Source organism: Niveibacterium sp. COAC-50, assembly GCF_013184235.1.
GTDB classification, from domain to species: Bacteria; Pseudomonadota; Gammaproteobacteria; order Burkholderiales; family Rhodocyclaceae; genus Niveibacterium; species Niveibacterium microcysteis.
This window is the reverse complement of record NZ_JABCJM010000004.1, coordinates 146154-171864: the sequence shown is the minus strand read 5'-3', so window position 1 is coordinate 171864 and position 25711 is coordinate 146154. Positions and strand designations below refer to the sequence as shown.

27 protein-coding genes are annotated in these 25711 nt (G+C 65.5%); 13 read left to right on the top strand and 14 right to left on the bottom strand.

Annotation, left to right across the window (positions count from 1 at the left end; all coding sequences use genetic code 11):
- Positions 1-33: 33 nt before the first annotated feature.
- The 5 genes from HH302_RS16350 to HH302_RS16330 all read right to left on the bottom strand — a co-directional run bounded on the left by HH302_RS16350 (position 34) and on the right by HH302_RS16330 (position 5166).
- On the bottom strand, positions 34-2022 hold the full coding sequence (locus HH302_RS16350; RefSeq protein WP_172203315.1) for a nitric oxide reductase activation protein NorD: 1989 nt from the start codon (positions 2020-2022) through the stop codon (positions 34-36).
- A 3-nt stretch (positions 2023-2025) separates the two neighbouring features.
- Entirely contained in the window at positions 2026-3069 is a 1044-nt protein-coding gene (locus tag HH302_RS16345) for a 4Fe-4S binding protein (protein WP_172203314.1), read from the bottom strand.
- Between the two features lie 6 nt (positions 3070-3075).
- Positions 3076-3441 (bottom strand): hypothetical protein, encoded by a 366-nt coding sequence (locus HH302_RS16340; protein ID WP_172203483.1) that lies wholly within the window; start codon positions 3439-3441, stop codon positions 3076-3078.
- Positions 3442-3454: 13 nt separating this feature from the next.
- Entirely contained in the window at positions 3455-4258 is an 804-nt protein-coding gene (locus HH302_RS16335) for a CbbQ/NirQ/NorQ/GpvN family protein (RefSeq protein WP_172203313.1), read from the bottom strand.
- 101 nt (positions 4259-4359) lie between these two features.
- Entirely contained in the window at positions 4360-5166 is an 807-nt protein-coding gene (locus tag HH302_RS16330; RefSeq protein ID WP_172203312.1) for a PEP-CTERM sorting domain-containing protein, read from the bottom strand.
- A 446-nt stretch (positions 5167-5612) separates the two neighbouring features.
- Here HH302_RS16330 and HH302_RS16325 point away from each other — a divergent pair, with 446 nt between their 5' ends.
- Genes HH302_RS16325 through HH302_RS16310 form a run of 4 tightly spaced genes read left to right on the top strand, consistent with a single transcriptional unit; the run spans position 5613 to position 9170 of the window.
- Positions 5613-6773, top strand: a complete 1161-nt coding sequence (locus HH302_RS16325) for a M48 family metallopeptidase (protein WP_172203311.1) — start codon at positions 5613-5615, stop codon at positions 6771-6773.
- A 53-nt stretch (positions 6774-6826) separates the two neighbouring features.
- Positions 6827-7489, top strand: a complete 663-nt coding sequence (locus HH302_RS16320) for a TIGR00266 family protein (protein ID WP_172203310.1) — start codon at positions 6827-6829, stop codon at positions 7487-7489.
- Between the two features lie 11 nt (positions 7490-7500).
- Positions 7501-8181: a TIGR00266 family protein gene (locus HH302_RS16315; protein ID WP_172203309.1), complete on the top strand. Its 681-nt coding sequence runs from the start codon at positions 7501-7503 to the stop codon at positions 8179-8181.
- 17 nt (positions 8182-8198) lie between these two features.
- On the top strand, positions 8199-9170 hold the full coding sequence (locus HH302_RS16310; RefSeq protein ID WP_172203308.1) for a TIGR00266 family protein: 972 nt from the start codon (positions 8199-8201) through the stop codon (positions 9168-9170).
- A 48-nt stretch (positions 9171-9218) separates the two neighbouring features.
- Here the strand turns inward: HH302_RS16310 and HH302_RS16305 are convergent, their stop codons facing one another.
- On the bottom strand, positions 9219-9905 hold the full coding sequence (locus tag HH302_RS16305; protein ID WP_172203307.1) for an alpha/beta hydrolase: 687 nt from the start codon (positions 9903-9905) through the stop codon (positions 9219-9221).
- Between the two features lie 107 nt (positions 9906-10012).
- Between HH302_RS16305 and HH302_RS16300 the strand changes: the two genes are divergently transcribed.
- Positions 10013-10627, top strand: coding sequence for a pyridoxamine 5'-phosphate oxidase family protein (locus HH302_RS16300; RefSeq protein ID WP_172203306.1), 615 nt, complete (start codon positions 10013-10015; stop codon positions 10625-10627).
- Between the two features lie 6 nt (positions 10628-10633).
- Here the strand turns inward: HH302_RS16300 and HH302_RS16295 are convergent, their stop codons facing one another.
- From HH302_RS16295 to HH302_RS16280, 4 genes are read right to left on the bottom strand one after another with little or no spacing between them, the layout of a single operon-like run.
- The gene (locus tag HH302_RS16295; protein WP_172203305.1) at positions 10634-10951 is read right to left on the bottom strand and encodes a cytochrome C oxidase subunit IV family protein; all 318 of its coding nucleotides are present in this window, start codon (positions 10949-10951) and stop codon (positions 10634-10636) included.
- Positions 10948-11562, bottom strand: a complete 615-nt coding sequence (locus HH302_RS16290; protein ID WP_172203304.1) for a cytochrome c oxidase subunit 3 — start codon at positions 11560-11562, stop codon at positions 10948-10950. The genes HH302_RS16295 and HH302_RS16290 overlap by 4 nt, the downstream gene beginning before the upstream one ends.
- A gap of 39 nt (positions 11563-11601) precedes the next feature.
- The gene (locus tag HH302_RS16285; protein ID WP_172203303.1) at positions 11602-13002 is read right to left on the bottom strand and encodes a cbb3-type cytochrome c oxidase subunit I; all 1401 of its coding nucleotides are present in this window, start codon (positions 13000-13002) and stop codon (positions 11602-11604) included.
- A gap of 12 nt (positions 13003-13014) precedes the next feature.
- On the bottom strand, positions 13015-13440 hold the full coding sequence (locus HH302_RS16280) for a cytochrome c (protein ID WP_172203302.1): 426 nt from the start codon (positions 13438-13440) through the stop codon (positions 13015-13017).
- Positions 13441-13628: 188 nt separating this feature from the next.
- On the opposite strand from HH302_RS16280, the gene HH302_RS16275 reads away from it, so the two are divergent.
- The 5 genes from HH302_RS16275 to HH302_RS16255 all read left to right on the top strand — a co-directional run bounded on the left by HH302_RS16275 (position 13629) and on the right by HH302_RS16255 (position 17868).
- Positions 13629-14081 (top strand): hemerythrin domain-containing protein, encoded by a 453-nt coding sequence (locus tag HH302_RS16275; RefSeq protein ID WP_172203301.1) that lies wholly within the window; start codon positions 13629-13631, stop codon positions 14079-14081.
- Positions 14081-14302, top strand: coding sequence for a DUF2249 domain-containing protein (locus tag HH302_RS16270; protein ID WP_172203300.1), 222 nt, complete (start codon positions 14081-14083; stop codon positions 14300-14302). Before HH302_RS16275 ends, HH302_RS16270 begins: the two co-directional genes overlap by 1 nt.
- An 11-nt stretch (positions 14303-14313) precedes the next feature.
- Positions 14314-15588, top strand: a complete 1275-nt coding sequence (locus tag HH302_RS16265; protein ID WP_172203299.1) for a hypothetical protein — start codon at positions 14314-14316, stop codon at positions 15586-15588.
- A gap of 172 nt (positions 15589-15760) precedes the next feature.
- Positions 15761-17053: an ABC transporter substrate-binding protein gene (locus tag HH302_RS16260; RefSeq protein ID WP_172203298.1), complete on the top strand. Its 1293-nt coding sequence runs from the start codon at positions 15761-15763 to the stop codon at positions 17051-17053.
- 152 nt (positions 17054-17205) lie between these two features.
- Positions 17206-17868 (top strand): HD-GYP domain-containing protein, encoded by a 663-nt coding sequence (locus tag HH302_RS16255; RefSeq protein WP_172203297.1) that lies wholly within the window; start codon positions 17206-17208, stop codon positions 17866-17868.
- Here HH302_RS16255 and HH302_RS16250 read toward each other — a convergent pair.
- Positions 17856-18545: a Crp/Fnr family transcriptional regulator gene (locus HH302_RS16250; RefSeq protein WP_172203296.1), complete on the bottom strand. Its 690-nt coding sequence runs from the start codon at positions 18543-18545 to the stop codon at positions 17856-17858. The two genes, HH302_RS16255 and HH302_RS16250, sit on opposite strands and share 13 nt — an antisense overlap.
- 73 nt (positions 18546-18618) lie before the next feature.
- Here HH302_RS16250 and HH302_RS16245 point away from each other — a divergent pair, with 73 nt between their 5' ends.
- Both HH302_RS16245 and HH302_RS22495 read left to right on the top strand, forming a co-directional pair.
- Entirely contained in the window at positions 18619-19485 is an 867-nt protein-coding gene (locus tag HH302_RS16245; RefSeq protein WP_172203295.1) for a DMT family transporter, read from the top strand.
- A gap of 77 nt (positions 19486-19562) precedes the next feature.
- Positions 19563-20990, top strand: coding sequence for a carbonic anhydrase (locus HH302_RS22495; protein ID WP_172203294.1), 1428 nt, complete (start codon positions 19563-19565; stop codon positions 20988-20990).
- Between the two features lie 56 nt (positions 20991-21046).
- Here HH302_RS22495 and HH302_RS16235 read toward each other — a convergent pair whose 3' ends face one another.
- From HH302_RS16235 to HH302_RS16225, 3 genes are all read right to left on the bottom strand, one after another.
- Positions 21047-21775, bottom strand: coding sequence for an anaerobic ribonucleoside-triphosphate reductase activating protein (locus HH302_RS16235; protein WP_172203293.1), 729 nt, complete (start codon positions 21773-21775; stop codon positions 21047-21049).
- 108 nt (positions 21776-21883) lie between these two features.
- Positions 21884-22075 carry an anaerobic ribonucleoside-triphosphate reductase gene (nrdD, locus tag HH302_RS22770; protein ID WP_172203292.1) on the bottom strand — a complete coding sequence of 64 codons (192 nt, stop codon included), beginning with the start codon at positions 22073-22075 and terminating at the stop codon, positions 21884-21886.
- A gap of 21 nt (positions 22076-22096) precedes the next feature.
- Positions 22097-24139, bottom strand: a complete 2043-nt coding sequence (locus tag HH302_RS16225) for a ribonucleoside triphosphate reductase (protein ID WP_172203291.1) — start codon at positions 24137-24139, stop codon at positions 22097-22099.
- Between the two features lie 230 nt (positions 24140-24369).
- Between HH302_RS16225 and HH302_RS16220 the strand changes: the two genes are divergently transcribed.
- Positions 24370-25710 carry an AmpG family muropeptide MFS transporter gene (locus HH302_RS16220; RefSeq protein WP_253946181.1) on the top strand — a complete coding sequence of 447 codons (1341 nt, stop codon included), beginning with the start codon at positions 24370-24372 and terminating at the stop codon, positions 25708-25710.
- Position 25711: the final 1 nt, after the last annotated feature.

Below are 25711 nucleotides of genomic sequence, written 5' to 3'. Positions count from 1 at the left end.
CTTTGCCGAGTGCAGCGGCTCCGTAGCTCGTCGCTAACCCGCGGTGAGTTGGGCGTAGAGCTGCGGTAGCCGTTGCGGCAGTTCCTGCGGGTCGCGGATCACGACGAAGCCGTGCGGGCCGAAGAGGTGGGGCAGGTAGTCGGCGCCTTCGCGGTCGATCGTGACGCAGAAGGGGCGCAGGCCGGCGCGGTGGGCTTCGCGCACTGCGGCGGCGGTGTCCTCGATCGCGAAGCGGCCTTCGTAGTGGTCGATATCGTTCGGCTTGCCGTCGGTCAGCAAGAGCAGCAGCCGCATGGCGTTGGGGCGTTCGCCGAGCACCTTGGTGGCAAAGCGCAGCGCGGCGCCCATGCGGGTGTAGTAGCCGGGCTTGAGGGCCTGCACGCGGCCGCGCGCGGCGCCGTCGTATTCCTCGTCGAACTCCTTGATGGTGTGCACCCGCACATGGTTGCGCTTGAGTGACGAGAAGCCGTAGAAGGCGAACGGGTCCCCGGTGGCGTCGAGGGCCTCGCCCATCAGCAGCAGGCTTTCGCGTACGACGTCCACGACCTTGTGGGTGTCGCTGACATGCGCATCGGTGGAGAGCGACAGATCGGCCATCACGAGGCAGGCGAGGTCGCGCGCGGCGCGCACCGGCGCGGCGTACACGCCGGGCTCCGGCTGTACGCAGCCGGCGGCGCGTTCGGCCTGCCAGCGCACCAGCCCGTCGAGGTCCAGCTCGGGGCCGTCCTGCTGGCCGCGCAGCCAGCGCCGCTGCGGCGCCAGCGCGGAGAATTGCGCGCGTAACCGGCGCGCGGCGCGACGCAGCGCTTCGGGCAGTTCGGTGTTGCTGGCGTCGCGGGCGCGCATGGGCTGCACGCGTACGCGGTCGCTGATCAGCGCGCGGCGCTTCCAGTCCCATTCGGGGAAGGCAAGGCCGGGGCCGAGCGGCAAATCGTCCTGCGCCGCGGCGGGCAGATCGAGATCGAAGCGGACTTTGGCGGTGGAGGTTTCGCCGCCGCGCGCCACGGCCAGGGTGTCCATCTCGCGCGCCGCGCTGGCAGCATCCTCATCGCCTTCGTCGGTGGCGCGGTTGACCCGCACATACTCGGCCCACGACAGCAGGCTCTCGGCGCGGAAGGGCAGCACGAAGCCGTCGCGGCCGTCCGGCAGTTCTTCGCGCCGCGCCTGCTTGCGTTCGCGCAGCGCGGCGTTTGCCTCGTTGCCGGGTTGCGCATCATCTTCGGCTTCGGATTCGGCGTGCAGGGGCTGCGGGGGCGGCGTGTCCAGCGCGGGCATCAGCCACAAGGGCACCGGGTGCGGGTCGCGCGTCGCAGCTGGCAGCGCAGTGACGCTGCCGGGCGTGAGGAGCGCGGCGCGGATCGCGTGTTCGGCGGCGGCTTCGTCCGGCGGCAGCTTGGCCGGATCTGGGCGCTGCGCGAGATGTGCATCGACCAGGCGGCAGTAGCGCGCCGCGAGGCCCGGGTAGCGCGCGAGGACTGCCGCCACGGCCTGCTGGTTGAGCTGCAACCAAGCGTCGCGCGCGGCATGGGTGCGGGTGTCGGCCTTGTCCCATTCGATTGGGCGCATCAGCACCAGCACTCGCGCGATGTCGCGGGCGCGAGCCCAGAGCGTGGCATCGGGCCGGGCTGAGGGTGCCGGTGCGTCCGCAGCGGCGGCCTGCGCCGACAAGGGCTGGCGGCTGACTTCGCCGGCCAGTGCGATCAACCACAGGTAGAGCTCGCGATTACGGGCACGTTCCGGGAACAGCGCGATGTGTTCCGGCAGGCGCAGGGTTTCGCTGTCCAGCGCGGCGTGGGTGGTTTTGTCGCCGGTGGCGGCGATGTGGTCGATCAAGCGGCGACGTGCGCTGTGGCGGGTTTCGCCGGCACTTGCCACACGCAGGCCTGGCTCGCCGCCGAATGCACGCAGCAGTGGGCCCGCAAGGTTGGCGACTTCGTCGAGTTGCACCGCGGCCTCGGGGTAGCTGCGGTTCGCGATTCGGGTGATGAAGCGGTGCCATGCGGCGCCTACGACTTCTTCCATCGCTCACTCCTGGTGTTTCTTGTGGGCAAAGCCGCCTTCGCGGTGCGCCGCGGCGTCGCCGCTGGTCCATTCGAGCAGGCTGCCGCGGGGGGTGTCGGCCTGGATTTCGCTGCAGGCCACCACGCACTGCGCACACTGTGTGCAGGCGAACATGCGGCGCTTGAGGTCGCGCGGATTGAGCCGCATCGGGCAGACGTCGGCGCACGCGGTTTCACCAGCCCCCAGCGTTTGCGGGCAGGTGGCGCAGTCCGCCGCGCGTTCGCGCGCGAAGCCGACCACCATGGCGCGGCGGTTCGCGATCCACGCCACGCTTTGAAGCATGCCCACCGCACAGCCATAGCGGCAGAACAGGTGACGCGCGAAGAGGAATTCGCCCGTCAGCACCAGCGTGGCGACGCCGATGAACAGCGCCTGGTTACGGGTCAGCGATGCAGTGAAGAGGTTGTGATAGATCTCGAAGGGCGGCAGCAGATAAGTCAGCAGCACCACCGCCCAGATGAACGCGAAGCCGACTGCGAATGGCACGACGACGAACCACCAGCGCGCGTCGAGCCGCTCGGTGCTGCCGTTCGGGCGGATCAGCCAGCGCTCGCCGCCGTCTTGCAGCAGCGGGCCGGGGTGGGCGTCCCATACGCTGTGCTTGCCACTGGCGCGGCGCATCAAGCGATTCACCGTTTCGACCACCGAGAAATGCGGGCACAGCCAGCCGCAGTAGAGCCGGCCCCAGCGCCATGCGACACCGAGCACCGCCACCGCGGTGGCAAGGATCGGCAGCAGCAGTTTGAGCAGCACCTGCGCTGCAGCCTGCGCGGCATCGATACGCCCCGCGGCGAAGTCATCCAGGCCGATATGCCACGGCATGCCGAGGAACCAGGCATGACCGGCAACAAGGTCGTACCGCAACAGGTTGAATACCGGCGCGAGAATGAACAGCACGAAGAAGCCGGCCTGGAACAGGGTGCGACGCGTCTGCAGGCGGTGGCGGCGCGGGGCGTCGACACTGGCAATCGGGATCACGCGGCGTGGCGCGGCGGCGGGAGCGCTCATGGGGTATCAGCCGATCAGCGGGTAGCGCCAGGCTTCGCGGTTGATCGCTTTGACCAGGCCGACAACGCCGAGCAGGATCAGCGACGAGTGCACCACCGTGAAGTAGAGGATCACGACCACCCACACACCTGGGCCACGAAAACCGCCGATCGCGCCGATCAGTAGCGTGGTAAAGATCAACGCGCCGCCGACCAGGCTGACGCGGAAGGCTTGCTCCAGATGGACTCGCGCGACCGGATGCGCGGTGCGGCGGCGGCGCCACCAGAGCCACGCGAGCACCGCGAAGGCCAGGCCGGGGGCGAGCATCAGGTTGATCAGGTACAGCGCTTCGGCGGCAACCGCGAGCGGGCGGGGGTCGTCGGCGTCGCGCATCGGCACGATGGGCTCAGACGCCAAACGTGGCGGCGACGACTTCCATCAAGGCCTCGGCGATTTCGCGGTCGTCCGTCAGGCTTTCGACGATTGCGGCACGGCAGGCCACCAGCGGCGCGACGCCAGAGCCGATCAGGCGTGCGGCGTAAACCAGCAGGCGTGTCGAAACCGCCTCTTCGAGGTCGACGTCCTTGAGCGTACGCAGACTGCCGGCGATCGACACGAGGCGGCGCGCGAGCATCGGATCGCAGGCGGTTTCGCCGGTCAGGATGCCGATCTCGCGCTCGGCGGTCGGGAAGTCGAAGGCGAGGCTGACGAAGCGCTGGCGCGTCGAGGGTTTCAGACTCTTCAGAAAGTTCTGGTAGCCCGGGTTGTACGACACCACCAGCATGAAGCCGGGCGGCGCTTCGAGCTGCTCGCCGGTGCGCTCGATCGGCAGCACGCGGCGATCGTCGGCGAGCGGGTGCAGCACCACGGTGGTGTCCTTGCGCGCCTCGACCACTTCGTCGAGGTAGCAGATGCCGCCTTCGCGCACCGCGCGGGTCAGCGGGCCATCGCACCACACGGTCTTGCCGTCGCCGATCAGGTGGCGACCTACAAGGTCGGCGGCGGACAGATCATCGTGACAGGCAACGGTGTAGAGCGGCAGGCCCAACTTCGCGGCCATGTGCGCGACAAAGCGTGTCTTGCCGCAGCCGGTTGGCCCCTTGATCAGCACCGGCAAGCGATTGCGCCAGGCTTGCTCGAAGAGCGCGACCTCGTCGCCGCTGGGGGCGTAGTAGGGAAGCGTGGCTTCCGTTTCGATGCGTGCGTTCATGGGGCGCAGCATCGGCCGCGCGCCCCGGTGCTTCCTTGATTCGCGGCAATTTGCGCGCGGCGGGCGCCGCGCGCGGGGTGACGATCAGACGGTATGCCGGCTCACACTGAACGCCGACGGCGACTCAGTGCCAGTGCTCCGAGTGCGCTGCCGACCAGGGCGAGGCTCATCGGCTCGGGCGTGGGCAGCGGCGGATCGGCCTTGATCACATCGTTGCCACACAGCATTGCCCACTGCACATCAAACGGCAGGCCCCAGTCGGCGCCGAACAGCGCACGCGGAATCGCGGCCTCGATCATGTAATGCGTGTCGGTGCTGTACTTGCCGTAGCCGGTGACTGCACCGCCGGTTGCGATCTGGCCGCTGCCGACCAGCGTGCCCGCCTTCACCGCGACCGGGTCACGCCCGCGCGCATAGCTGCTGTTCTGGTTGTCCCACAGGCCGAAGTACCAGCCGTTGGCGGCGTCGCCGACGCGGTACAGCGATCCGACCTGGATCGTCGGGCGATAGAGGCTGCCGTTCGCGTTCTTGATCACGGTGGTGGTGAAACCGTATTCGAATTTGCCGTCGCGGCCGAAATCGATCAGGAAGTCGCCCGGTGCGTAGGTGTTGTTGCCCATGCGCGTGGCGGGGTTCAGGCCGGTGATGAGGCCGAGGTAGAGGTAGGTGGCGTCGTAGTCGACGTACAGCGCCTCGGCGTCGTAGGCCTGCCCGCCGTAGCCCGGGTCGAGGTAGCCGCTGCTGTTGCGTGTCCAGTCTTCCACCGTATAGCCCTTGACGCTGGCGCCAGGGGTCATGGTCGCCCTGTTGATCGACCAGTCGGATTGAAGGTTGCCGTCGATGACATAAGCGGCGGCAGAGTGCGAGACGAGGGCACAGCAGAGCAGGGTGAGTGCGCGGAATGACATGGTGAATCCACGTTGTCGTGATGCGCTGCACCAGCAGCAATCGTGCCAGTTCAACAAAAACGTAGATTCGGCTGGGCGATCAGGCGACTTTGATAGTTCTGTCGACAGGAACAAATTCACGATTCGGCCGGTGCGCCGTGATGTTTGGCACACCACCCGGTCGTGCTGGCTGCCCAGAGGGCCGATTCGCTTGATCAAGCGCAGTTTCAAGCGCGCCAAAGCTGTAAGAAAATGCGACTTCGATAATTTTGGCGATTTTGGTTGGGCCGCAGCGGAAATCGTGCGCGCTTACCCAAATTGCGCACGCCGTTTGCCGAGCGCGCGCTGCGATTTTGCTTGGCTTGTTCTATGGTTTCCGCCTGAAGAGCTGTCGTGGCTCCTGCCGCGATCTCCGTGGCACGTGCAGTCGGCGGCACAAGTAAAGCAAACAGGAATCGACGCTTCAGATGACTGCCGATCGCGCATTCGACGCGCAAGCCTTCAACGAAAACCTGCCCGGTGGGCGCTGTGCCGGGCGGCTGGCGGTGCACGCCGGCCAGCTTCGCTTCGAGGGCGCCGGCGAAGCGGTGGATCTGCCTCTGGCGGGCTTGCAGCTCAGCCTCGGCGGTGCGAGCGATCGCCTGGTCTTCATCACCCATCCGGCGCTGCCGGCGTGGCAGCTCTATACCAGCGACCATGCATTGCTGGCGGAATCCGCGCTGGCCGACCACCCGGCCGTGCAGCGCCTGCGGCAGCATCGTCGCAAGCGCCGCTTGCTCGGCTGGGGCAGTCTTGCCACGGTGCTGGGCCTGATTGTCTTGCTGCCGTTGGCGCTCTACTTCTCGCTCGATGGTCTCAGTGCCGTGGTGGCGCGGCGCCTGCCGGCCGATTGGGAACAATCGCTCGGTGAGACGGCGATCAAGCAGTTCCGCGTGCAGAAAACCTTCATGCCGGACAAGACGGCCGAGGCCTTGCTCAAACCGCTGGTGGCACCCCTGGTGGCGCAGGCTGGTGACCGCTATCGCTACCACTTCCACGTGATCAACGACCCCAGCCTCAACGCCTTCGCGCTGCCGGGCGGCGAGGTCGTGATTCACTCCGGGCTGATCCTGAAGGCGACTTCGCCCGACCAGCTGCAGGGCGTGCTCGCGCATGAGATCTCGCATGTGACCGAGCAGCACGGCCTGCGCTCGGTGATCAAGAGCGTCGGCGTCTATGCGGTGGCGCAGGCGCTGATCGGCGATGCCTCCGGCCTGATTGCCGCCGTCGCCGGTGCGGCGCCGATGCTGATCAACCAGAAGTATTCGCGCGACTTCGAGCGCGAGGCAGACCGTGCCGGGTTCGACCTGCTGACGCGTGCGCAGATCAACCCGGCCGGCCTGATCGGATTCTTCCGCACGATTCGCGAAGAAGAGCGCAAACAGCTCAAGCAATTGGGCGATGCCGATGCGCAGGATGCCGCGCGCGGCGCGATGGCCTACCTCGGCACCCACCCCGACACCGATGAGCGCATTGCCAAGCTGCAGGCTCGGCTGGCGAAGCTGCCAGCCCAGACCTGGCGCGACGATCGCGCGGCCTTTGCGGCGCTGAAGGCGCAGGTTCAAGCGTTTGTGAAGACCCCGGAATGAATGCCGGCGTCAAACGAGACGCCTGGCCAGTACAACCACGACGAAAGACGACGATGAAAGCGGAAATCCGCGGCAGTGATGCTTTTTCCTATGTCGACCTGACACTGGAGCCCGGCGACAGCGTGGTCGCCGAATCCGATGCGATGAGCAGCATGTCGGCCGACCTCGACTTGCAGGCGCGCTTAAATGGCGGTTTTTTAGCCGGCCTGCTGCGCAAGTACCTCGCCGGCGAGACGCTGTTCGTCAACGTCTTCAAGAACAACACCAAGCGCCCGCGTTCGCTGACGCTGGTGCAGCCCACACCGGGCGGTATCCGTGCGCTGGAACTGCACAACGACACCTTCTACCTGCAGCCCGGCGCCTATCTGGCCAGCACCGAAGGGCTCAAGCTCAGCGTCGGTTTTGCCGGCTTCGTCTCGTGGATCGCCGGCGAAGGGCTGTTCCGCACTGTCGTGAAAGGCAGCGGCACGCTGTGGTACGGCGCTTACGGCGCGCTGCTCGATAGGGAGATCGACGGTGAGTACATCGTCGACAACAGCCACCTTGTTGCTTACGAACCGGGGATCAAGTTGCGCCTGCAACTGGCCGGCGGCATCTTCTCCAGCCTCTTCGGCGGCGAAGGGCTCGTCACGCGTGTCAGCGGCAAGGGCCGCGTGGTGATCCAGACGCGCAGCCTCTCCGGCCTGACCGGCTGGATCAACCCGAAACTGAGCTGAGCGAGGCGCGCATGCAAGTCGAATTCATTCATCGCCCGGGCAATACCGCAGCAACGCTGCTGCTGGCCGCAGGCGAGAGCTGCACGACCGAATCGGGCGCGATGATCGCGATGAGCGGCCAGCTCGATATCGAAACCACTACGCACAAACGCGGCAAAGGCGGGCTGCTGAAGGCGGCCAAGCGCTTGTTCGGTGGCGAGTCGTTCTTCCTCAACCACTTCACTGCGCGCAGCGGGCCCGGCGAAGTGGTGTTGGGCACGGCACTGGCCGGCGACATGATGGACTACACGCTGGATGGCGATGCGCTGCTGGTGCAAGCCGGCTCGTTCGTCGCCTGCGAGCAGGGTGTCGACATCGATACGACCTGGCAGGGCTTCAAGAACCTGCTGTCGGGCGAAAGCCTGTTCTGGCTCAAGCTCTCCGGGCGCGGCAAGGTGGTGCTGAGTTCCTTTGGGGCGATCTATCCGATCGAGGTCGACGGCGAGCACATCGTCGATACCGGCCATATCGTCGCCTTCCAGGAGACGCTGGAGTTCTCGCTGACCAAGGCGGGCAAGAGCTGGCTGCATTCGATGCTGGGTGGCGAAGGCCTCGTCTGCAAGTTCAAGGGGCGTGGCACCGTGTGGTGCCAGTCGCATAACCCGGGCAGCTTCGGCATGTCGCTGCGCCCGACGCTCAAGCCGCGCAAGTAACAGGAAGGGGACACGAGATGTCATTCAAAGTGAGCGTGACCGGCTACGCCGTGGCGGATGTTGCGGGCGCCCAGGCGGCATTCGCCACGGCGTTCAAGATCACGCCGGAGAAGGCTGCCGAGGTGCTGGCGACGCTGCCGCGTGCGATCAAGGTGGACCTCGACGAGGCTACGGCCCAGCGTTACTGCGCTGCGTTGCTGAAGATGGGGCTGACGGCCGTTGCTGCGCCGATGCAGCCTGCCGCGCCGGCGGTACCGTCGCCCGCACCCGCACCCGCTGCCGTTGCGCCCGCAGCGGTGATCGAACCGGAAGCGGAGCAACCCGGTTTCAAGTTTACGATCGAGGGTGCGCCTGACTTTGCCTTCCTGACCGTGAAGCTGCCGGCCAACCACACGATCAAGGTGGAAGCCTCGGCGATGGCGACGATGGACACCCACATCCGCATGAAGACCAAGCTTGGCGGCGGCCTCGGACGTTTCATCACCGGCGAATCGATCTTCATCAATGAGTTCAGCGCCGAGAAGGTGCCGGGTGAAATCGGCATCGCGCCGGGCGCGCCGGGCGACATCGGGCATGTCTACCTGAACGGTGACGTGATCTACCTGCAGAACGGCGCCTTCGTGGCGTGCGACCCGGATGTCACGATCGAGAGCAAGTGGCAGGGTTTCACGAAAGGCTTCTTCTCGGGCGAGAGCTTCTTCCTGATCCGCGCATCGGGCACTGGTGATCTGTGGTTCAACACCTACGGCGGCATGATCGCGAAGGATGTGGATGGCGAATACGTCGTCGACACCGGCAACATCGTGGCCTTCACCGAGGGGCTCAACTACAGCGTCGAGAAGTTCGGCGGCTACAAATCGCTGTTCTTCTCCGGCGAGGGCTTTGTCTGCCGCTTCCGCGGCAAGGGCCGGGTGTGGATCCAGACGCGCACCTCGGGTGCTCTGCTCACCTGGGCGCAGCAGTTCCGCAAGGCCAAGAGCGCCGACTGAGCGACCAAGGCGGGTGGGGGCGACCCCGCCCGCGTTTCTTGTGCTGCTTCAGGCCCGCTGCGCGGTCTGCCAGCGTGTCGTGAGCCAGGCGCCGATCGCGCGGATCTCGTCAAGGCAAACCGAGTGCGGCATCGGATAGGTGCGCCATTCCACTGCGTAGCCCTCAGCCTGCAAGGTGTCGCGCGCCGCTTCGCCAAGTCGCAACCCAACCACATCGTCCTGCGTGCCGTGCGCCGCGAAGATCGGCGTCGACCGGTTCGCCTCGGTCAATGAGTCGAGCAGCAACTGGCGCGCAGGCAGGTAGGTGGATAGCGCAATCACGCCAGCCAGGGTCTCCGGGTGCGACAGGGCCGCGGTGTAGGCGATCGCGCCACCCTGCGAGAAACCGGCCAGCACGATGCGGTGCGTCGGCACGCCGCGCGCGTTCTCGCGGGCGATCAACGCGCGCACAGCCTCACACGACGCACGCACGCCAGCTTCGTCCACATCGCGCGTGCTGCCGTCGAGGTACTTGATGTCGTACCACGCGCGCATCAGGTAGCCGCCATTGCAGGTCACCGGAATCACCGGCGCGTGCGGAAACACAAACCGGATCTTTGCATTGCCCGGCAGGCCCAGTTCCGGCACCACCGGCTCGAAATCGCTGCCATCGGCACCCAGCCCATGCAGCCAGATCACACTGAAATCAGCCTCGGCGGCAGTTTCGACTTCAAGGGTAGGTAGAACGTCGGACATGGTTTGGGCTCGCGCGAGTTTGAGTTTGTGTTGGGTGCAGCTTAACGCGTTAGGTTCGGTCGTGCGGACTCACGGATAATCGTGCCTCCTGCCACTGGAGCCGACCGATGACGCAAAGTCTCGACACGATCGATACCGTGGAACAGTTGAACGCGCTGCTCGGGCCGGTCAGCGACATTTCGATACGCAAGGAGTTGCCGCGCATCGTGTCGGCCTACCGCGCCATGATTGAGGCGTCACCCTTCGCGATCCTGGCCACCAGCGGGCCGGGTGGACTGGATGCTTCTCCGCGGGGGGATGCACCGGGTTTCGTGGTGGTTGAAGACGAGCAGACTCTGCTCTTGCCCGAACGGCGCGGCAACAACCGCGCTGACAGCCTGCGAAACCTGATCGCAGATCCGCGCATGGCCTTGCTGTTCCTGATTCCAGGCGTGGGTGAGACGCTGCGGGTGAATGGTCACGCAAAGATCTCGGTCGCGCCGGACTTGCTGGCCCGCTTCGTGGTCCGAGAGCAGATGCCGAAGTGCGTGCTGGTGATTACCGTCGAGACGGCTTACTACCAGTGTTCGCGGGCGATTGTCCGTTCGCAGCTGTGGACCGCGCCGCCCGCCGCCGGGGTGCCAAGCGCCGGCCAGATCAATGCACAGATTACCGGCGGCGCGATCGATGCCACGGAGTTCGATCGCCTTCAGCCGGCTCGGATTCAGGCAACGCTCTACTGATCTCGGTCAGGCGGAGAGGCTCGCGCGCCACCCGACGGCAATCAACGCGATCACCAGCAGCAGCCAGCCGAGCACCGCCGCTTGCCAGCGCAGGCTGACATGGCGCAGCACCATGAATTCGCGCGCCACCAACGTGCCCTTGATCAGCGTGACGAGCGCGAGCACGACCGCCACCGCGCCTTGTGCGCTGACGATCATCACATGACCGCTGCGGCAGACTTCGCGGTACTTGCCGTCCCATTCGCCGAGCGCATAGGTCACCAGCGTGGCGAGCAGCAGCACTGCGAAGGCGATGTCCTCGCGATGGATTGAAGGTGTTTTCATCGCAACACGTATACGAGGGGGAAGAGGACGATCCACACCAGGTCCACCATGTGCCAGTAGGCCGCGCCGCTTTCCAGCCCGTTCATGTGTCCGCTGCGATAGGCGCCGCGCCGGGTTTGCAGAAGCAGCACGACGAGCACCGCCAGGCCCAGCAGCACATGCATGAAATGGAAGAAGGTGAGGCCGATGTAGAACATGTGGAAGCGGTCGGACGAGAGCGAATAGCCCTGCCCGAACACGGTGGCGTATTCGTGCAGCTTCACCAGAACGAAACCGCTGCCACCGACCACCGCGGCAGCCAGCCAGCGCGCGGCGGCGGCAAGGCGCGCCGCGTTCACGCTGCGCACCGCTCGCACGACGCACCAGCTTGCGCTGATCAGCAGCACGGTGTTGATCGCGCCGCCACGGCGATCGAGCCCGGCCTGCATCGCATCGAACAAGGCGCGGTCTGACGCACGCGCGAAGGCGTAGGCCACGAGCAGCACCGCGAACACCAGCAACTCGGCGAGGATGAATATCCACACCGCGAGGTCTCCCGGCGGGTGTGTCTCGCGCGCCTTGCGGAAAAAGAAGCCCGGCGCGGGGGCCGGGCAAAGATCCACTACAGACATTCGATGTGGCGGGCGACGCCGGCGCCGCCCGCGCCTCCTCTATCGGGTTGCGCCAGCGAGCTTGCCGCTCGTGGCCGGTGCTTCACCCTTGACGAAGAAGCTCGCGATGTAGAGCACCAGCCCCAGCAGGAACACGAGGCCGGTGAACTCGCGCAGCCAGTAGAACAGCGCGATCTTTTCCTGCACCACCATGAAGGGCTGCGGGGTATCGGAGAAGCGTTGCAGATACACCTGCAGGATGCCGGCGGCGGTGAGGAACAGCGTGATGAACACCATGGCGATCGTCATCAGCCAGAAGCTCCACATCTCCAGCACTTGCGAGCGTTCGCTGTTGGCGGCGCGGCCGCGGATCACCGGCATCGCGTAGCTGATCATCGTCAGCACCACCATCACGTAGGCGCCGTAGAAGGCCATGTGGCCGTGCGCTGCGGTGATCTGCGTGCCGTGGGTGTAGTAATTCACCGGTGCCAGTGTGTGCAGGAAGCCCCACACCCCTGCGCCGAGGAAGGCCATCACGCTGGTGCCCAGCGCCCACAGCACCGCCGCCTTGTTCGGGTGCTCGCGGCGACGCTTGTTGACGATGTTGAAGGCGAACACGGTCATCGCGAAGAACGGAATCGGTTCGAGCGCCGAGAACACGCTGCCGATCCACTGCCAGTACTCCGGCGCACCGATCCAGTAGAAGTGGTGGCCAGTACCGAGGATGCCGGAGATCAGCGTCAGCGTGATGATCACGTAGAGCCACTTCTCGATCACCTCGCGGTCCACGCCGGTCACCTTGATCAGCACGAAGGCGAGGATTGCGCCGAGGATCAGCTCCCACACACCTTCCACCCACAGGTGCACAACGAACCACCAGTAGTACTTGTCCTTGACCAGGTTGTCCGGGTTGTAGAACGAGAACAGGAACATGATCGCCAGGCCCCACAAGCCCAGCAGCAGGATGCTGGAAATGGCGGTCTTGCGGCCCTTCAGGAAGGTCATCGTGAGGTTGAACAGGAAGCCCAGCGCGACCACGACGATGCCGATCTTGGTGATCGTTGGTTGCTCAAGGAACTCGCGCCCCATCGTCGGCAGCAAGTCGTTGCCGGTGATCTTCGCGAGTGTCGCGTACGGCACCATCAGATAGCCGAGCACGGTGAGCGCGGCCGCGACGAGGAATATCCAGAACAGCGCCAGGGCGAGCTTCGGGCTGTGCAGTTCGGTCTCCGCTTCCTCGGGCACGAGGTAGTAGGCCGAGCCCATGAAGCCCATCAGCAACCACACGATCAGCGCATTGGTGTGCACCATGCGCGCCACGTTGAACGGAATCGCCGGGAACAGGAAGTCGCCGATGACGTACTGCAGGCCCATGACCAGGCCGAACAGGATCTGCGCTACGAATAGGCCGATCGCCGCGATGAAGTAGGGCTTCGCAACCGCTTGAGATTTGTATTGCATGGTGCGCTCTCCTCAACCTTCGATGTTCGGCGGCCACTTCGCCGTGTTGATCTCGGAGCTGTACTTGAGGAATTCGACCATGTCGTCGAGGTCCTTGTCGGACAGGTGGAAGTTCGGCATCTGGCGCCGACCCGGTGCACCGGTCGGCTGGCCTTTGATCCAGGCCTTGATGAACTCGGGGCCACGGCGCTTGTAGACGTTGCCCAGCTCCGGCGCGAAGTAGGCGCCCTCGCCAAGCAGGCTGTGGCAGCCGATGCAGTTGTTGGTCTCCCAGAGTTTCTTGCCATGCGCGACGGCCGGCGTGATGTTTGCGCTGTTATCGCGCTTGGGCAATGTGCGGTTGGTGTCTACGGTCAGCGCGATGAACAGGAAGGCAAAGAACGCCGTTCCGCCGTAGAAAACATTCCGCGCCATCGAGGTCGATAGTCCTCCGCTCATGGTGCGTCTCCCCTTTGTGGATGCAGCTTGCAAGGTGGGCGCATTCTCGTGATCCGGGCCGGTCGGCGACATTGATTGCAATCAAGCGGCTACCCGCGTTGCCATGGCGGTTGCCGTGTTGATGCGAGTCAAGGCTGCCGATGGCGTCGCGCCGCGACACTGGACGGAACGAGTGAAAGGACTCTGTCATGGCGAGCGTGATCGAACATTTTGCGGCCGACCACCGCGCCTGCGATGAGGTCTTCGCGCGGGCCGAACAGGCGATTGCGCAGCGGATGCAGCTGCAGGCAGCCGACGCCTTCGCGCGCTTTCATCTGCTGCTCGATGCCCACTTCCGTGCCGAGGAAGAGGTGATCTTCCCCGCCTTCGAGGCGGCCACCGGCATGACGGCCGGCCCCAGCGCCGTGATGCGCGGCGAGCATGGCGAGATGCTCGGGCTGTGCGAGGATGTACGTCGCCTGATCATGGCGGGCGATTTCGACGAGGCAGGTAGCCTTGCCGACACGCTGTTCTCGATCATGCAAGCCCACAACATGAAGGAAGAGCAGATCCTCTACCCGATGTGCGATCAGGTGCTCAGCGCCCACCCGCAGGTCGTGGCCGATGCGATTGCCCGCCTTGGTATGCCGGAGGTTTCCTGATGAACGCACCACGCATTGTCGACGCACGTGGCCTAGAGCCCCCGCAGCCTTTGCACCTGATCCTCGAAGCGCTCGATACGCTGCCGCGTGGAGAAGAGGCGGTGTTGCTGCTCTATCGTGAGCCGGTGCCCCTGTACGGCATCCTCAAGCAGAACGGCTTCACGCACCGCACCGAGTTCGCCGAGGACGGCACCGTGTCGATCCACATCCGCCACGCCTGACGCCCGCCGCCATGCTGGAAGTGCGCGACGCACCGCCGCTGTCGGTACCGCTGCGCTTCTTTCTCGGCGCGCCGTTGTTCGGCATCGCCGGCGCGCTGTTGTTATTGATGTACCCCGATACTGCGCTCGCGAGCCGCTGGCATCCACACGCGGTGGCGGTGCTGCATTGCTTCACCGCCGGTTTGATGCTGCAGGCGATGCTCGGCGCGCTGTTCCAGGTGCTGCCGGTTGCCGCGGGTAGCCTGGTGCCGCGCCCACGGCTGCTTGCCGGTGTCGTGCATCCGGCCAGTGTGCTCGGTGCCGTGCTGCTGGTTGCGGGTTTCCTGCTGCCCGGCTACCACCTCACCGGTATCGGCGCCGCACTGCTGGCGCTGGCTTGCGGTGTTTTCGTCGTCGCGATCGCACCGGGTCTGCTGCACGCCACCGCACGCGATCCTGCGCGCCGGCTGATGCGGGTTGCCGTGGCCGGGCTTGCCGTAGCGGTTGCGCTCGGCTTCGGGTTGGCCCACCAGCTTGAGCACGGCGCGGGTGCGCGTTTTGTCACGCTGGTCAATCTGCACGCGCTGTGGGCCCTGGCTGGTTGGGCCCTGCCGCTGGTCGCCGGGGTTGCGGTGCTGGTGGTGCCGATGTTCTACATCACGCCGCCGTATCCGAAGACGCTGCTGTCGCTCGCCGCGATCGCGCTGCCTGTATTGCTTGCGGCGATCAGCACCGCCGCATGGCTCGGGGCGGAAGGCCTCGCGCGCGGGTTGGCGCTCGGCGTCAGCGTATTCGCGCTAGGCTTTGCTGGCATCACCTACCGCCTGTTCCTGCTGCGCCGCCGTACCCGCACCGATGCGGCGGGCAGCGGCTGGCGCGCTGCGATGGTGGCGCTGGCCGGCGGCGCGGCCTTGCTCGCGTTCGCCATGCTGGCGAGCGATCCGGATACCGCGCAACGGGCGGCGATGGCCTTGGGTGTGGTGCTGGCGATCGGCGTGTTCAGTGGCGTGATCGGCGCGATGCTGCAGAAGATCCTGCCCTTCCTGATCACGCTTCGGCTGGCGGCACTGGGCCTGGGTGCCAGGCTGACCGGCGGGCCGGGCGAGCGTGCACTGCGCGCGCAGACCTGGCTGCAATCGGCAGCAGTGCTTCTTCTACTGATCGCCATCTGCCTGCCTCGCGTGGCGGTGTTCGCCGGTGCGGTGCTGCTGCTGGCGCAATGCAGCTTTGCGTGGAACGTGTGGCGTTTCGCGCTCGCGTACCGCCACACTCGCGCAACGCGACAGCCCAACGAACCACACGCTTGATCTGGCGCTGAGCGTGATTCGGCGATTCGCCCAGAATGGCCGGGTGCGATAAAAGCATTGCGGGTCTGTCGCGATGGGCCGATGCCTTCGTTTTGAACGCGCGCCAGATCAGCTGTCGAACCCCGCGGCACGGCCCATGTTGGAATCCCGATCCATGTTTGAATGGTGTGTCATGAAAAGCCGGCTGCTTGCCCTCCTGTGCGGTGTTGCGTTGCTCCTTGGCTGCCAGCGCACCAGCGAGCCGCCCGCGCCGGCCCGTGAGGTGGTGGCGTTCAAGCACTATTTTTCGTTTGGCGGCGCCTATGCCGGCACCGTGGATACGATCGCCAAACGCTTCGACGATGCGAATACCCGCTACCGGCTCCAGGTGCTACCCGTCGAGCATGAGACCTTCAAGCGCCAGATCCGCAGCGAGCTGGCCGAGCATCGACCGGCAGACCTCTACAGTTACTGGGCCGGCGCCCGGGTGGCCTCGATCCTCGATCAACTGCAACCCATCGACGATGTGCTGCCGCAGGCCGAGATGAACAAGCTGTTCGGCCCGGCGATCGTGAAATCCGCCAGCGTGTATGACGGCCGGGTTTACTTCCTGCCAATCGCGCAGCATTACGTGGCCTTCGTCTACAACAAGAAGGTTTTTTCCGCGCTCGGCTTGCAGCCGCCCAAGACCTGGCCCGAGCTGGTCTCGCTCGCCAAGCGCCTGAAAGCAAATGGTGTGACACCGTTTGCGCTCGGTTCAAAGGCGCGGTGGCCGGCGCAATTCTGGTTCGACTACCTGCTGCTTCGCACCGCGCCACTGGAGTACCGGCAGCGCCTGATGGACGGGCGTGCGTCTTTCGACGACCCCGAGGTCCGGCGGGTGTTCGATCTTTGGCGGGAGCTCCTGCAGGCGGGCTTGTTCAATGCGAAGCCGAATGAGCTCGAATTCGATTCTGGCGCGGGGCTCATGGTGCGCCGCGGCGAAGCTGCGATGACCTTGATGGGAACGTGGCTCACGGGCTTCTACGAGTCACCCGAGGTCAACTGGCACGAGGGCGAAGACTTCGGTTTCTTCCCCTTCCCGCAGATCGATCCATCGATCGCGCCGGTGGCGCTCGGGCCGATCGATGGCCTGGTGCTACCGCGCGAGGCCAAGCACCCCAACGGCGCCAAGGCGGTGATGCGGCAGTTCGCGCTGGCGGGATCGCAAGTCGAGATCAGTCGCGCGATGGGTGCCCTGGCGCCCAATCTGCTCGTTCTCGATCGGCACTACTCGCCGTCCAAGCAGGTGCTCCGCGATGAGATCGCGCGCAACCATGCCTGGGCCTTCAACTACGACCTCGCCACACCGCCCGAGCGCGCCGAAATCGGCTTGAACCTGTTTGCCGCATTCGTCGACGCGCCCGAGCAGGCGACTGCGCTGCTCAAGCAAACCGCTGCACAGATGGCGAAGCTGCCCCCTCCGGCGCCCAAAACCCCGCACTAACACCGGGCTCGCCCAGCCGCATGAGGCTACCTGCCGACCGGGCGTTCGCTTGCTATTCTGAAATCAGGGATATGCGTCGAGTTGGTTGGGCGCCGCGTGCACTCGCGCGAGGCGCCGCAGGAGGTGGGGACTTCGTTGAACGGGGGTGCATCATGGTCCGCCTGAACGCATCAAACCCTTTGGCTCATGCGCGTGCGCTGATCGCGGATCTCGCCCAGCGTGAAACGTGCTGCGCGGGCCATGGCGAACGCGTGGTCGTAATCGCGGAGCGGATTGCCCGGCGCATGGGCTTGTCCGAGCACGATATCGAGGCGGTCCGCTTGGCCGCCGAACTGCACGACCTGGGCAAATGCGAGATCCCCGATGCGGTGCTGACCAGCCCGGCCTCGCTCGACCGCGAAGCCTGGGACATGATCAGTGCGCATCCCACGATCGGCGCGCGCATGCTCGCCGAAAGCGGTGATCCGGCGCTTACCGAGATTGCGCCGTATGTCCGCTCGCATCACGAATACATGTGCGGGAAGGGCTATCCGGATGGTCTGGTTGGCGAACGCATTCCGCTTATCTCGCGCATCATTGCCCTGGCGGATGCGTACGACGCGATGTCGGCGCCACGGCCGTACCGGTTCGCCAGCTCGCATCCGCGCATCATGGATGTGTTGAGTGGCGAGGTCGGTATCCGCTGGGATCCGCAGGTCTTCCTCGCCTTCCAGGCCGTGATGCAGGCCGATCCGGCGCTGGCGGTGAAAAGCCCGCCGCCGGCCATCGCCGCGTGGGGTCTGTCGCCTGTTGGCGACCCCGCTCAGCCTTCGTAGGCGTTGAGCTTCGCGATGTCGTGAATCGTGATGTGTTTGCCGTTCACCGAGATCAGCTTTGATTCGGAGAGGGCATGCAGGATGCGTGAGAAGGTCTCGGGCGTCAGGTTCAGGCGCGAGGCAAGCACCTGTTTGCTGGTTTCGAGGTCGATTTCGGCGGTGTTGCCGTCGGCTTCATCGGCATTGCGCAGCAGGTAGCCGATCAGCCGCTGGGTCGACGAACGCAGCGAATACGATTCAACGTCCTGCACCAGCGTGTGCAGCCGCATCGACAGGCCGGCGAGCATGCGGCGCGCGAAGCTGCCGTTGCGCTCGATCAGCGAGAAGATCGGGTCGCCGGGGATATGCAGCAGCAGCGTGTCGGACAGCGCTTGTGCGAACACCGGGTACGGCCGGCCCATGAACATCACCGCTTCGCCGAAGCTCTGCTGCGGGCCAAGGATCTCGATCACCTTCTCGTGACCGGACTGCGCCGCGAAGCCCAGTTTCACCTGGCCGTAGACCACCACATAGAAGCCATCGGCGGCATCGCCCTGCTGGAACAGCAGCTTGCCCTTCTCTAGCCGCACCTCGACGGTATTTGCAGCCAGCGTGGCAATGGTTTCCGGTTCCACCTGGGCGAAAAGCGGCAGGCGGGAGAGCAGTCCGTTGATATCGGCCTTGCGACGGGTTTCCATGCGAATTGGGATCACGGTGCGGGAAAGGCAGAATACTAGCGCACCGCTCATACGAAAACAGGACGCTTTCTCGATGTCATTGCCCACACGCGACCGCCTCGGCGGCGTGCTCCTGATCCTGCTTGCCGCGGCGTGTTTCGGCCTGATGCCCTTGTTCAGCGCTTACGGCTGGCAAGACGGCCTGCGCCCGGCCGATCTACTGACGCTGCGTTTCGCGCTGGCAGCGCTGATCTTGTGGGGCATTGTCGCCGTGCGCGGGCTCGGTGTGCCGCGCGGGCCGGCCTTGTGGGTGCTCGCAGGCATGGGGGCGCTGGGCTACGCGGGGCTCGCGCTGTGCTACTTCACGGCGCTGACCCTGGCGCCCGCAGTGGTGGTTGCGTTGCTGCTCTATCTCTACCCAGCCTTCGTCACACTGCTGGCCTGGTTGCTGCATGGCGAGCGGCCCGACCGGCGCCGGCTGCTTGCGCTTGCCTGCGCGCTGTGTGGTTGTGCGCTGACGATCGGCTACGCGAGTGGTGCCAAACCGCTTGGCGTCGCGCTCGGTGTGGCCTCCGGCTTGATGTACGCGCTCTACACGCTGGCGGGGCGCCGTGTGCCGCACGGCGTGCCGGCGCTGGCCCAAGCGGCGGTTGTCAGCAGCGCGGCCTGTTTGGCGATGAGTGTGCTGACGCTGCCCGAAGGGCTGCGCTGGCCGCACAGCGCGGCGGGTTGGGCTGGCGTGTTCGCACTCGCGGTGGTGTCGACGGTGCTGGGCGTCAGCAGCTTTCTGGCTGGTCTGCGCCGCCTTGGCCCGACGCGCGCGGCGACGCTGTCGACCTTCGAGCCGGTCGTTACTGCCCTGGCGGGCGTCGCCTTCCTCGGCCAACCGCTCGGGCCCGGCACGCTGTTTGGCGGCGGGTTGATCCTGCTCGCGGGTGTGCTCGTCGTGCGCAGTGATTAGCGACGCGCGGCCTTTGCCGCTCAAGCATTGGCCGCTGCGGCCGAAAACACCGGTAGAGGGTTTGCCGGAGTAGCACCATGCGTACCGCCGTTTTCTGCCTGTCACTGCTGGGCCTTGCCGCGACACCGACTGCGCAGGCGGCGGATTGGCTGCACGTCGCACGCGAGAAGGGGCGTAGCGTCGATCTCGACCGCGCAAGCGTGCTCGACTCCGATGCGGGTACCAAGGTCGCCTGGGGCCGCATCGTGCTCGCCGACGAGGAGGTGGATGCGGCGGGTTACAAGACGATCAAGGCGCTCAACCGTTACGACTGTCGCAGCCAGACCTTCCTGACCGTCAAGCGGGTGTACCTCGATCGGGCGGGGCTGACGATCCGTGAAGAACCGGCAGGCACGCAGAAGCCGATCGCAATCCAGCCCGGCACGCTGGACGACCGCTTCTTCAAGGAAGTCTGCAAGCCTGCCTCGTTGCAGCAACTGGCCAAAGTGGCTGAGGCAGCCGAGGCGCGGGCCCGCAGCCAGGTTGCGCCGGCGCCGCGCATCACGCCGCCCACTGCGCCGGTTCAACATGCCGACCTGCAGATGGTGAAGGAAGAGGCGCATCCCGAACCGCCATCTGAGAAGCCGATCACCGGTGGCAAGCCGCTGATCCAGTTGCCGCCCAAGCCGGCACCGAAAGCGGCTGAGGCAGCACACGCCGAGGCGGCTCCACCGCCTCCGCCGACGACTGCGCCACGCTACTACCGCCCGCCGCCGCCGCGGCGCCCGGCGCCACCGCCGGCCAGCCATGACGCGTCTCCCGTTCAGATGGCAGTGCCTGCGATCAATCCACATGCCCACTGGAGCTACGAAGGCGAAACCGGGCCGCAGAACTGGGGCCGCATGAAGCCAGAATTCGCCGCCTGCGCGAGCGGCGCGCGGCAGTCGCCGATCGACGTTCGTGACGGCATCAAGGTGGATCTCGAGCCGATCAAGGTCGACTACAAACCGAGCTACTTTCGCATCGTCGATAACGGCCACACGATTCAGGTGACCGTCGGGCCCGGGCTCAACATCACCGTGATGGGCAAGACCTACGAGCTGCAGCAGTTCCACTTCCACCGCCCGGCCGAGGAACGGATCGATGGACGCGCCTTCGACATGGTGGTGCATCTGGTGCACAAGGATCTCGACGGCAAGCTCGCCGTGATCGCGGTACTGCTCGACCGCGGCACGGCGCACCCGGTGATCCAGACGCTGTGGAACAACCTGCCGCTGGAGAAGAACGAGTCCTACCAGCCGCCGGTCGCGATCAATCCCGCCGACCTGCTGCCGGCTGACCGTGGCTACATTACCTACATGGGTTCATTGACGACACCGCCCTGCACCGAAGGCGTGCTATGGATGGTGATGAAGCAACCGGTGCAGGTTTCACCGGAGCAGATTGCGATCTTCTCGCGCTTCTACCGCAACAACGCGCGGCCGATTCAGCAGGCGGGTGACCGCATCATCAAGGAATCGCGCTGAGCAATTGAGCGCGCGAATCCAGAGCGCTGGTTGATTAGACCTCGGCAGGTAAAAAGTCAGCTGGCGCTACGCAGCTTGAAACGCGGGAACAGTGGCGCGATCCGGGCAACCAGTTCATCGGGCAGCGCCGACTCGCGTGCAAGCCATGCCTCGTTGCAACCCTGCGCGCGGAACGCCTGTAGCGCAAACTGCTCAACGCCCAGGTGGGCAGCGAGTTGTGCTGCGCGTTGTGCCGCGGCGGGCGATACCAGCGCGCCGTGGTAGGTCAGTCGAAACTCGTGGGTGACACCTGAACGCGCGACAGCGTTTGCTGACGCCCACGCGCGACTGCCGCTGCCGCTCACTCCGGTAACGTTGGCGTAATCGGCCGGGTCGGTCTTCAGGTCGAAGCCCACCCAGTCGATCTGTGGAAGCAAAGCTTCAAGCCGCTCGGGGTAGGCGCCGCCGGTGTGCAGCCCGACGGCGAGGCCCAGTTCGCGGACGCGCGCGATGGCTTCCGGTAGCGCACGATCCGCGGTCGGTTCGCCACCGGAGAACACCACGCCGTCGATGAAGCCGCGTCGGCGTGCGAGTTGGGCCTCCACCTCGTCCCATGCAATGGGCGCGGGTCCGACGCGGGTCTGCAGTTCGGGGTTGTGGCAATACCCGCAGCGCCACGGGCAGCCGCGCAGGAAGATCACGGCCGCGAGCTTGCCGGGCCAGTCGACGGTGGAGAACGGATTGAAACCGCCCACCTGGATGCGTTGCTGCCAGGGCGGGCGGGGGAGATCGTCGTGCGGAGTCATCGGATTCGGATACGGCCGCTGCACGGCCGGGGTGCGTCAGCTTCGGCGTGCGTCAGCTTCGGCGTGCGCGGTGGTTTGCTGGTGCGCACGCACCGGTCGGCATGTGCTTCAGACCTTGCCGCAGCACGCGGTTTCGCGGAAGTACTGGCGTTCGTAGAACTCACCCTGTTTGCCGCGGTTGAAGGAGGCGACCGGGCGGTGATAGCCCATCACACGGGTCCAGATCTCGCAGGGCTGGCGCTCGGCATCGTCGAGTTCGGGGTGGCTGGCGAATCGTTCGGTACGGGTCTCGTGAATCATGTTCGGGCTCCTGTGTGGGGTTCAGTGCAAGGGCGCGGCAGCGCGTTTCTTCGCCAGCAGTTCGTCGTCGCACTTCGGGCAGAACTTGTGTTCGCCGGCGATGTAGCCGTGCTTGGGGCAGATCGAGAAGGTCGGCGAGATGGTGATGTAGGGCACCCGGAAGCGTTCGAGCGAGCGGCGCACCAGTTGTTTGCAGGCCTCGGCGGAATCGATGCGCTCGCCCAGATACAGGTGCAGCACGGTGCCGCCGGTGTACTTCGACTGCATCGCCTCCTGACGCTCCAGCGCCTCGAAGGGGTCGCCGGTAAAGCCGACCGGCAGTTGCGTCGAGTTGGTGTAGTACGGGTGGTCCTCGGTGCCGGCCTGCAGGATCTCGGGCCAGCGCTTGCGGTCTTCTTTTGCGAAGCGGTAGGTCGTACCCTCGGCCGGCGTGGCTTCGAGGTTGTAGAGGTGGCCGGTTTCTTCCTGGATCTGGCTCATGCGCGCGCGCAGGTGATCGAGCAGCTTCAGGGCGAGCGCTTCGCCGGCGGGGGTGGTGATGTCGTCGGCGTTGTCGGTGAAGTTGCGGATCATCTCGTTCACGCCGTTGATGCCGATGGTCGAGAAGTGGTTGCGCAGCGTGCCCAGGTAGCGGCGGGTGTAGGGGAAGAGCCCGTCATCCATGTGCCGCTGGATCACCTTGCGTTTGATCTCGAGGCTGGTGCGTGCCAGCTCGACCAGTTCGTCGACGCGCGCGAACAGCGCGGCCTCGTTGCCGCGGTGCAGGTAGCCCAGGCGTGCGCAGTTGATCGTCACCACACCGAGCGAACCGGTTTGCTCGGCGGAGCCAAAAAGGCCGTTGCCGCGTTTCAACAGTTCGCGCAGGTCGAGCTGCAGCCGGCAGCACATCGAACGCACCATGTTCGGCTTGAGCTCGCTGTTCACGAAGTTCTGGAAGTAGGGCAGACCATACTTGGCCGTCATCTCGAACAGCGGCACACAGTTGGCGTGGTCCCAGTCGAATTCCGGCGTGATGTTGTAGGTCGGGATCGGGAAGGTGAAGGCACGGCCCTTGGCGTCGCCTTCCATCATCACGTTGATGAAGGCGCGGTTGATCAGGTCCATCTCCGCCTGCAGATCACCGTAGGCGAAGGGCATTTCCTCGCCCGCGATGTAGGGGATCTGCTCCTTCAGGTCTTCCGGGCAGACCCAGTCGAAGGTCAGGTTGGTGAAGGGCGTCTGCGTGCCCCAGCGCGAGGGCACGTTGAGGTTGTAGACCAGCTCCTGCATGCACTGGCGCACCTCTTCGTAGCCGAGGCGGTCCTTGCGCACGAAGGCGGCGAGGTAGGTGTCGAAGGAACTGAAGGCCTGCGCGCCCGCCCACTCGTTCTGCAGCGTGCCGAAGAAGTTAACGATCTGCCCCACCGCGCTGCCCAGATGCTTTGGCGGCGCCGATTCGACCTTGCCCGGCACACCGTTGAGCCCTTCCTGCAGCAGCGTGCGCAGCGACCAGCCGGCGCAGTAGCCGGCCAGCATGTCCAGATCATGGATGTGCACATCGCCCTGCTTGTGCGCCTCGCCCACTTCCGGCGGATACACATGGTTGAGCCAGTAGTTGGCGATCACCTTGCCCGAGACATTGAGGATCAGCCCCCCCAGCGAGTAGCCCTGGTTCGCGTTCGCGCGCACCCGCCAGTCGCTCTGCGAGAGGTACTCGTTGATCGAGCCGATCGCATCCACCACTGCACGGCGGTCGGTGCGCAGCTTGGCCCGCTGCTCGCGATAGACGATGTAGGCGCGCGCCGTGGCGAACCAGTCCGCGGCGACGAGTACCTGTTCCACGATGTCCTGGATCGCCTCGATCGTCGGCGTTTCGCCGTGGAAACGGTGTGCGATCACCTTGCCCACCGTGGCCGTCAGCCGCGCCGCCTCACCCGCCTCGAACTCGCCAGATGCCGCGCCGGCGGCCACGATCGCCTTGCGGATTTTCGCGACGTCGAAGGGCAGGGTTCGCCCGTCGCGTTTGAGGACTTGCGCGGGCAGGGCGCCGAGTAGAGGCTGGGATGTGGCCGAAAGTGTGCTCATGGTGATGCACTACCTGTAGTGTTGAATTGTGTTCCGGCGCACTATATGTCGTATACAGAGTTCGGAAAACCCATCGTCGCCCGAAATGACAGGGGCACTTGATCGCGGTCAAGTGGCGCCTTTCTTCGGGTTGCGGCTCGCGGGTCGGCGGCTCCGTCGCAGCGTTGCAGAATGACGGGCGTCGGGCGAGCGCATCGCGGCCGGTGCGGGCGCCATGCTCTAATTCGCCCATGAGTACCGCATCCGCCCCCTCGATCTGGAAGACCCTGCTGACCCGCAAGATGCTGATCTGCATCGTGCTAGGTTTCAGTTCAGGTCTGCCGCTGTTCCTGCTCTTCAATCTCGTGCCGGCCTGGCTGAAAACGGAAGGGCTGTCGCTCAAGGCCATCGGCGCGTTTGCGCTGGTGCAGTTTCCCTACACCTGGAAATTCCTGTGGGCGCCGTTCGCCGACCGTTTCGGCGTGCCGGGCCTGGGCCGGCGACGGGGTTGGATGCTGTTGTCGCAGCTGGCGCTGATTGGTGCGGTAGTGGCGCTGGGCTCGCTCAACCCGGTCGCGGACCTGAGCGCCGTCGTGATTCTCGCCGCGCTCGTCGCCTTCCTTTCGGCAACGCAAGACATTGCCATCGACGCTTACCGCCGCGAGTTGCTGGCCGAAACGGAGCTGGGCTTCGGCAACGCGGTCTTCGTCAATGCTTACAAGATTGCCGGCCTTGTGCCCGGCTCGCTGTCATTGTTTCTTGCCGACCATCTGCCCTGGTTCGAAGTCTTCGCGATCACCGCGGCCTTCATGATTCCTGGCGCATTGCTGTCGCTGGCAGTGAGCGAACCCGCGGCCGCCAGGTCGGCGCCGCGCACCTTGCGTGATGCGGTGGTGGAGCCCTTTCACGAGTTCATGCAGCGGCATGGCTGGCGCAGTGCGGCGCTGGTGCTCGGCTTCATCTTCTTCTACAAGCTCGGCGATTCACTTGCCACCGCGCTGGCGACGCCGTTTTACCTTGAGATGGGCTTTACCAAAACGGACATCGGCATCGTCGCGAAGAACGCCGGCCTGTGGTGCAGTGTGGCGGGGGGGCTGCTCGGCGGCGTGTGGATGATCCGCCTTGGCATCAACCGGGCGCTGTGGGTCTTTGGCGTGGCGCAGGCGGTGGCGATTCTGGGTTTCGCATGGCTCGCATGGCTGGGGCCAGGGCCCGGCGACATCGCGGCGATGCTGGCGCTGCCGGATTTCTCCTGGGCGATGCTGTGGCAGCAGCCCGCCGGCCTGCATGTGTTGCAGCTCGGCCTGGTGATCGGCGTCGAGGCGTTCGGCGTCGGCCTTGGCACCACGGCCTTCGTCGCCTTCATCGCCCGCACGACCAATCCGGCCTACGCGGCGACGCAGTTCGCGCTGTTCACCAGCCTGATGGCGGTGCCGCGCACGGTGATCAACGCGTTTGCCGGCGTGCTGGTGGAGCAGTTGGGCTGGGTGGGCTTCTTCGCGCTGTGCTTTGCACTGGCGTTGCCCGGCATGCTGCTGCTGGTGCAGGTGGCGCCCTGGCGAGAACCCGCGCCAGAGTCCAGCAACGGATAAA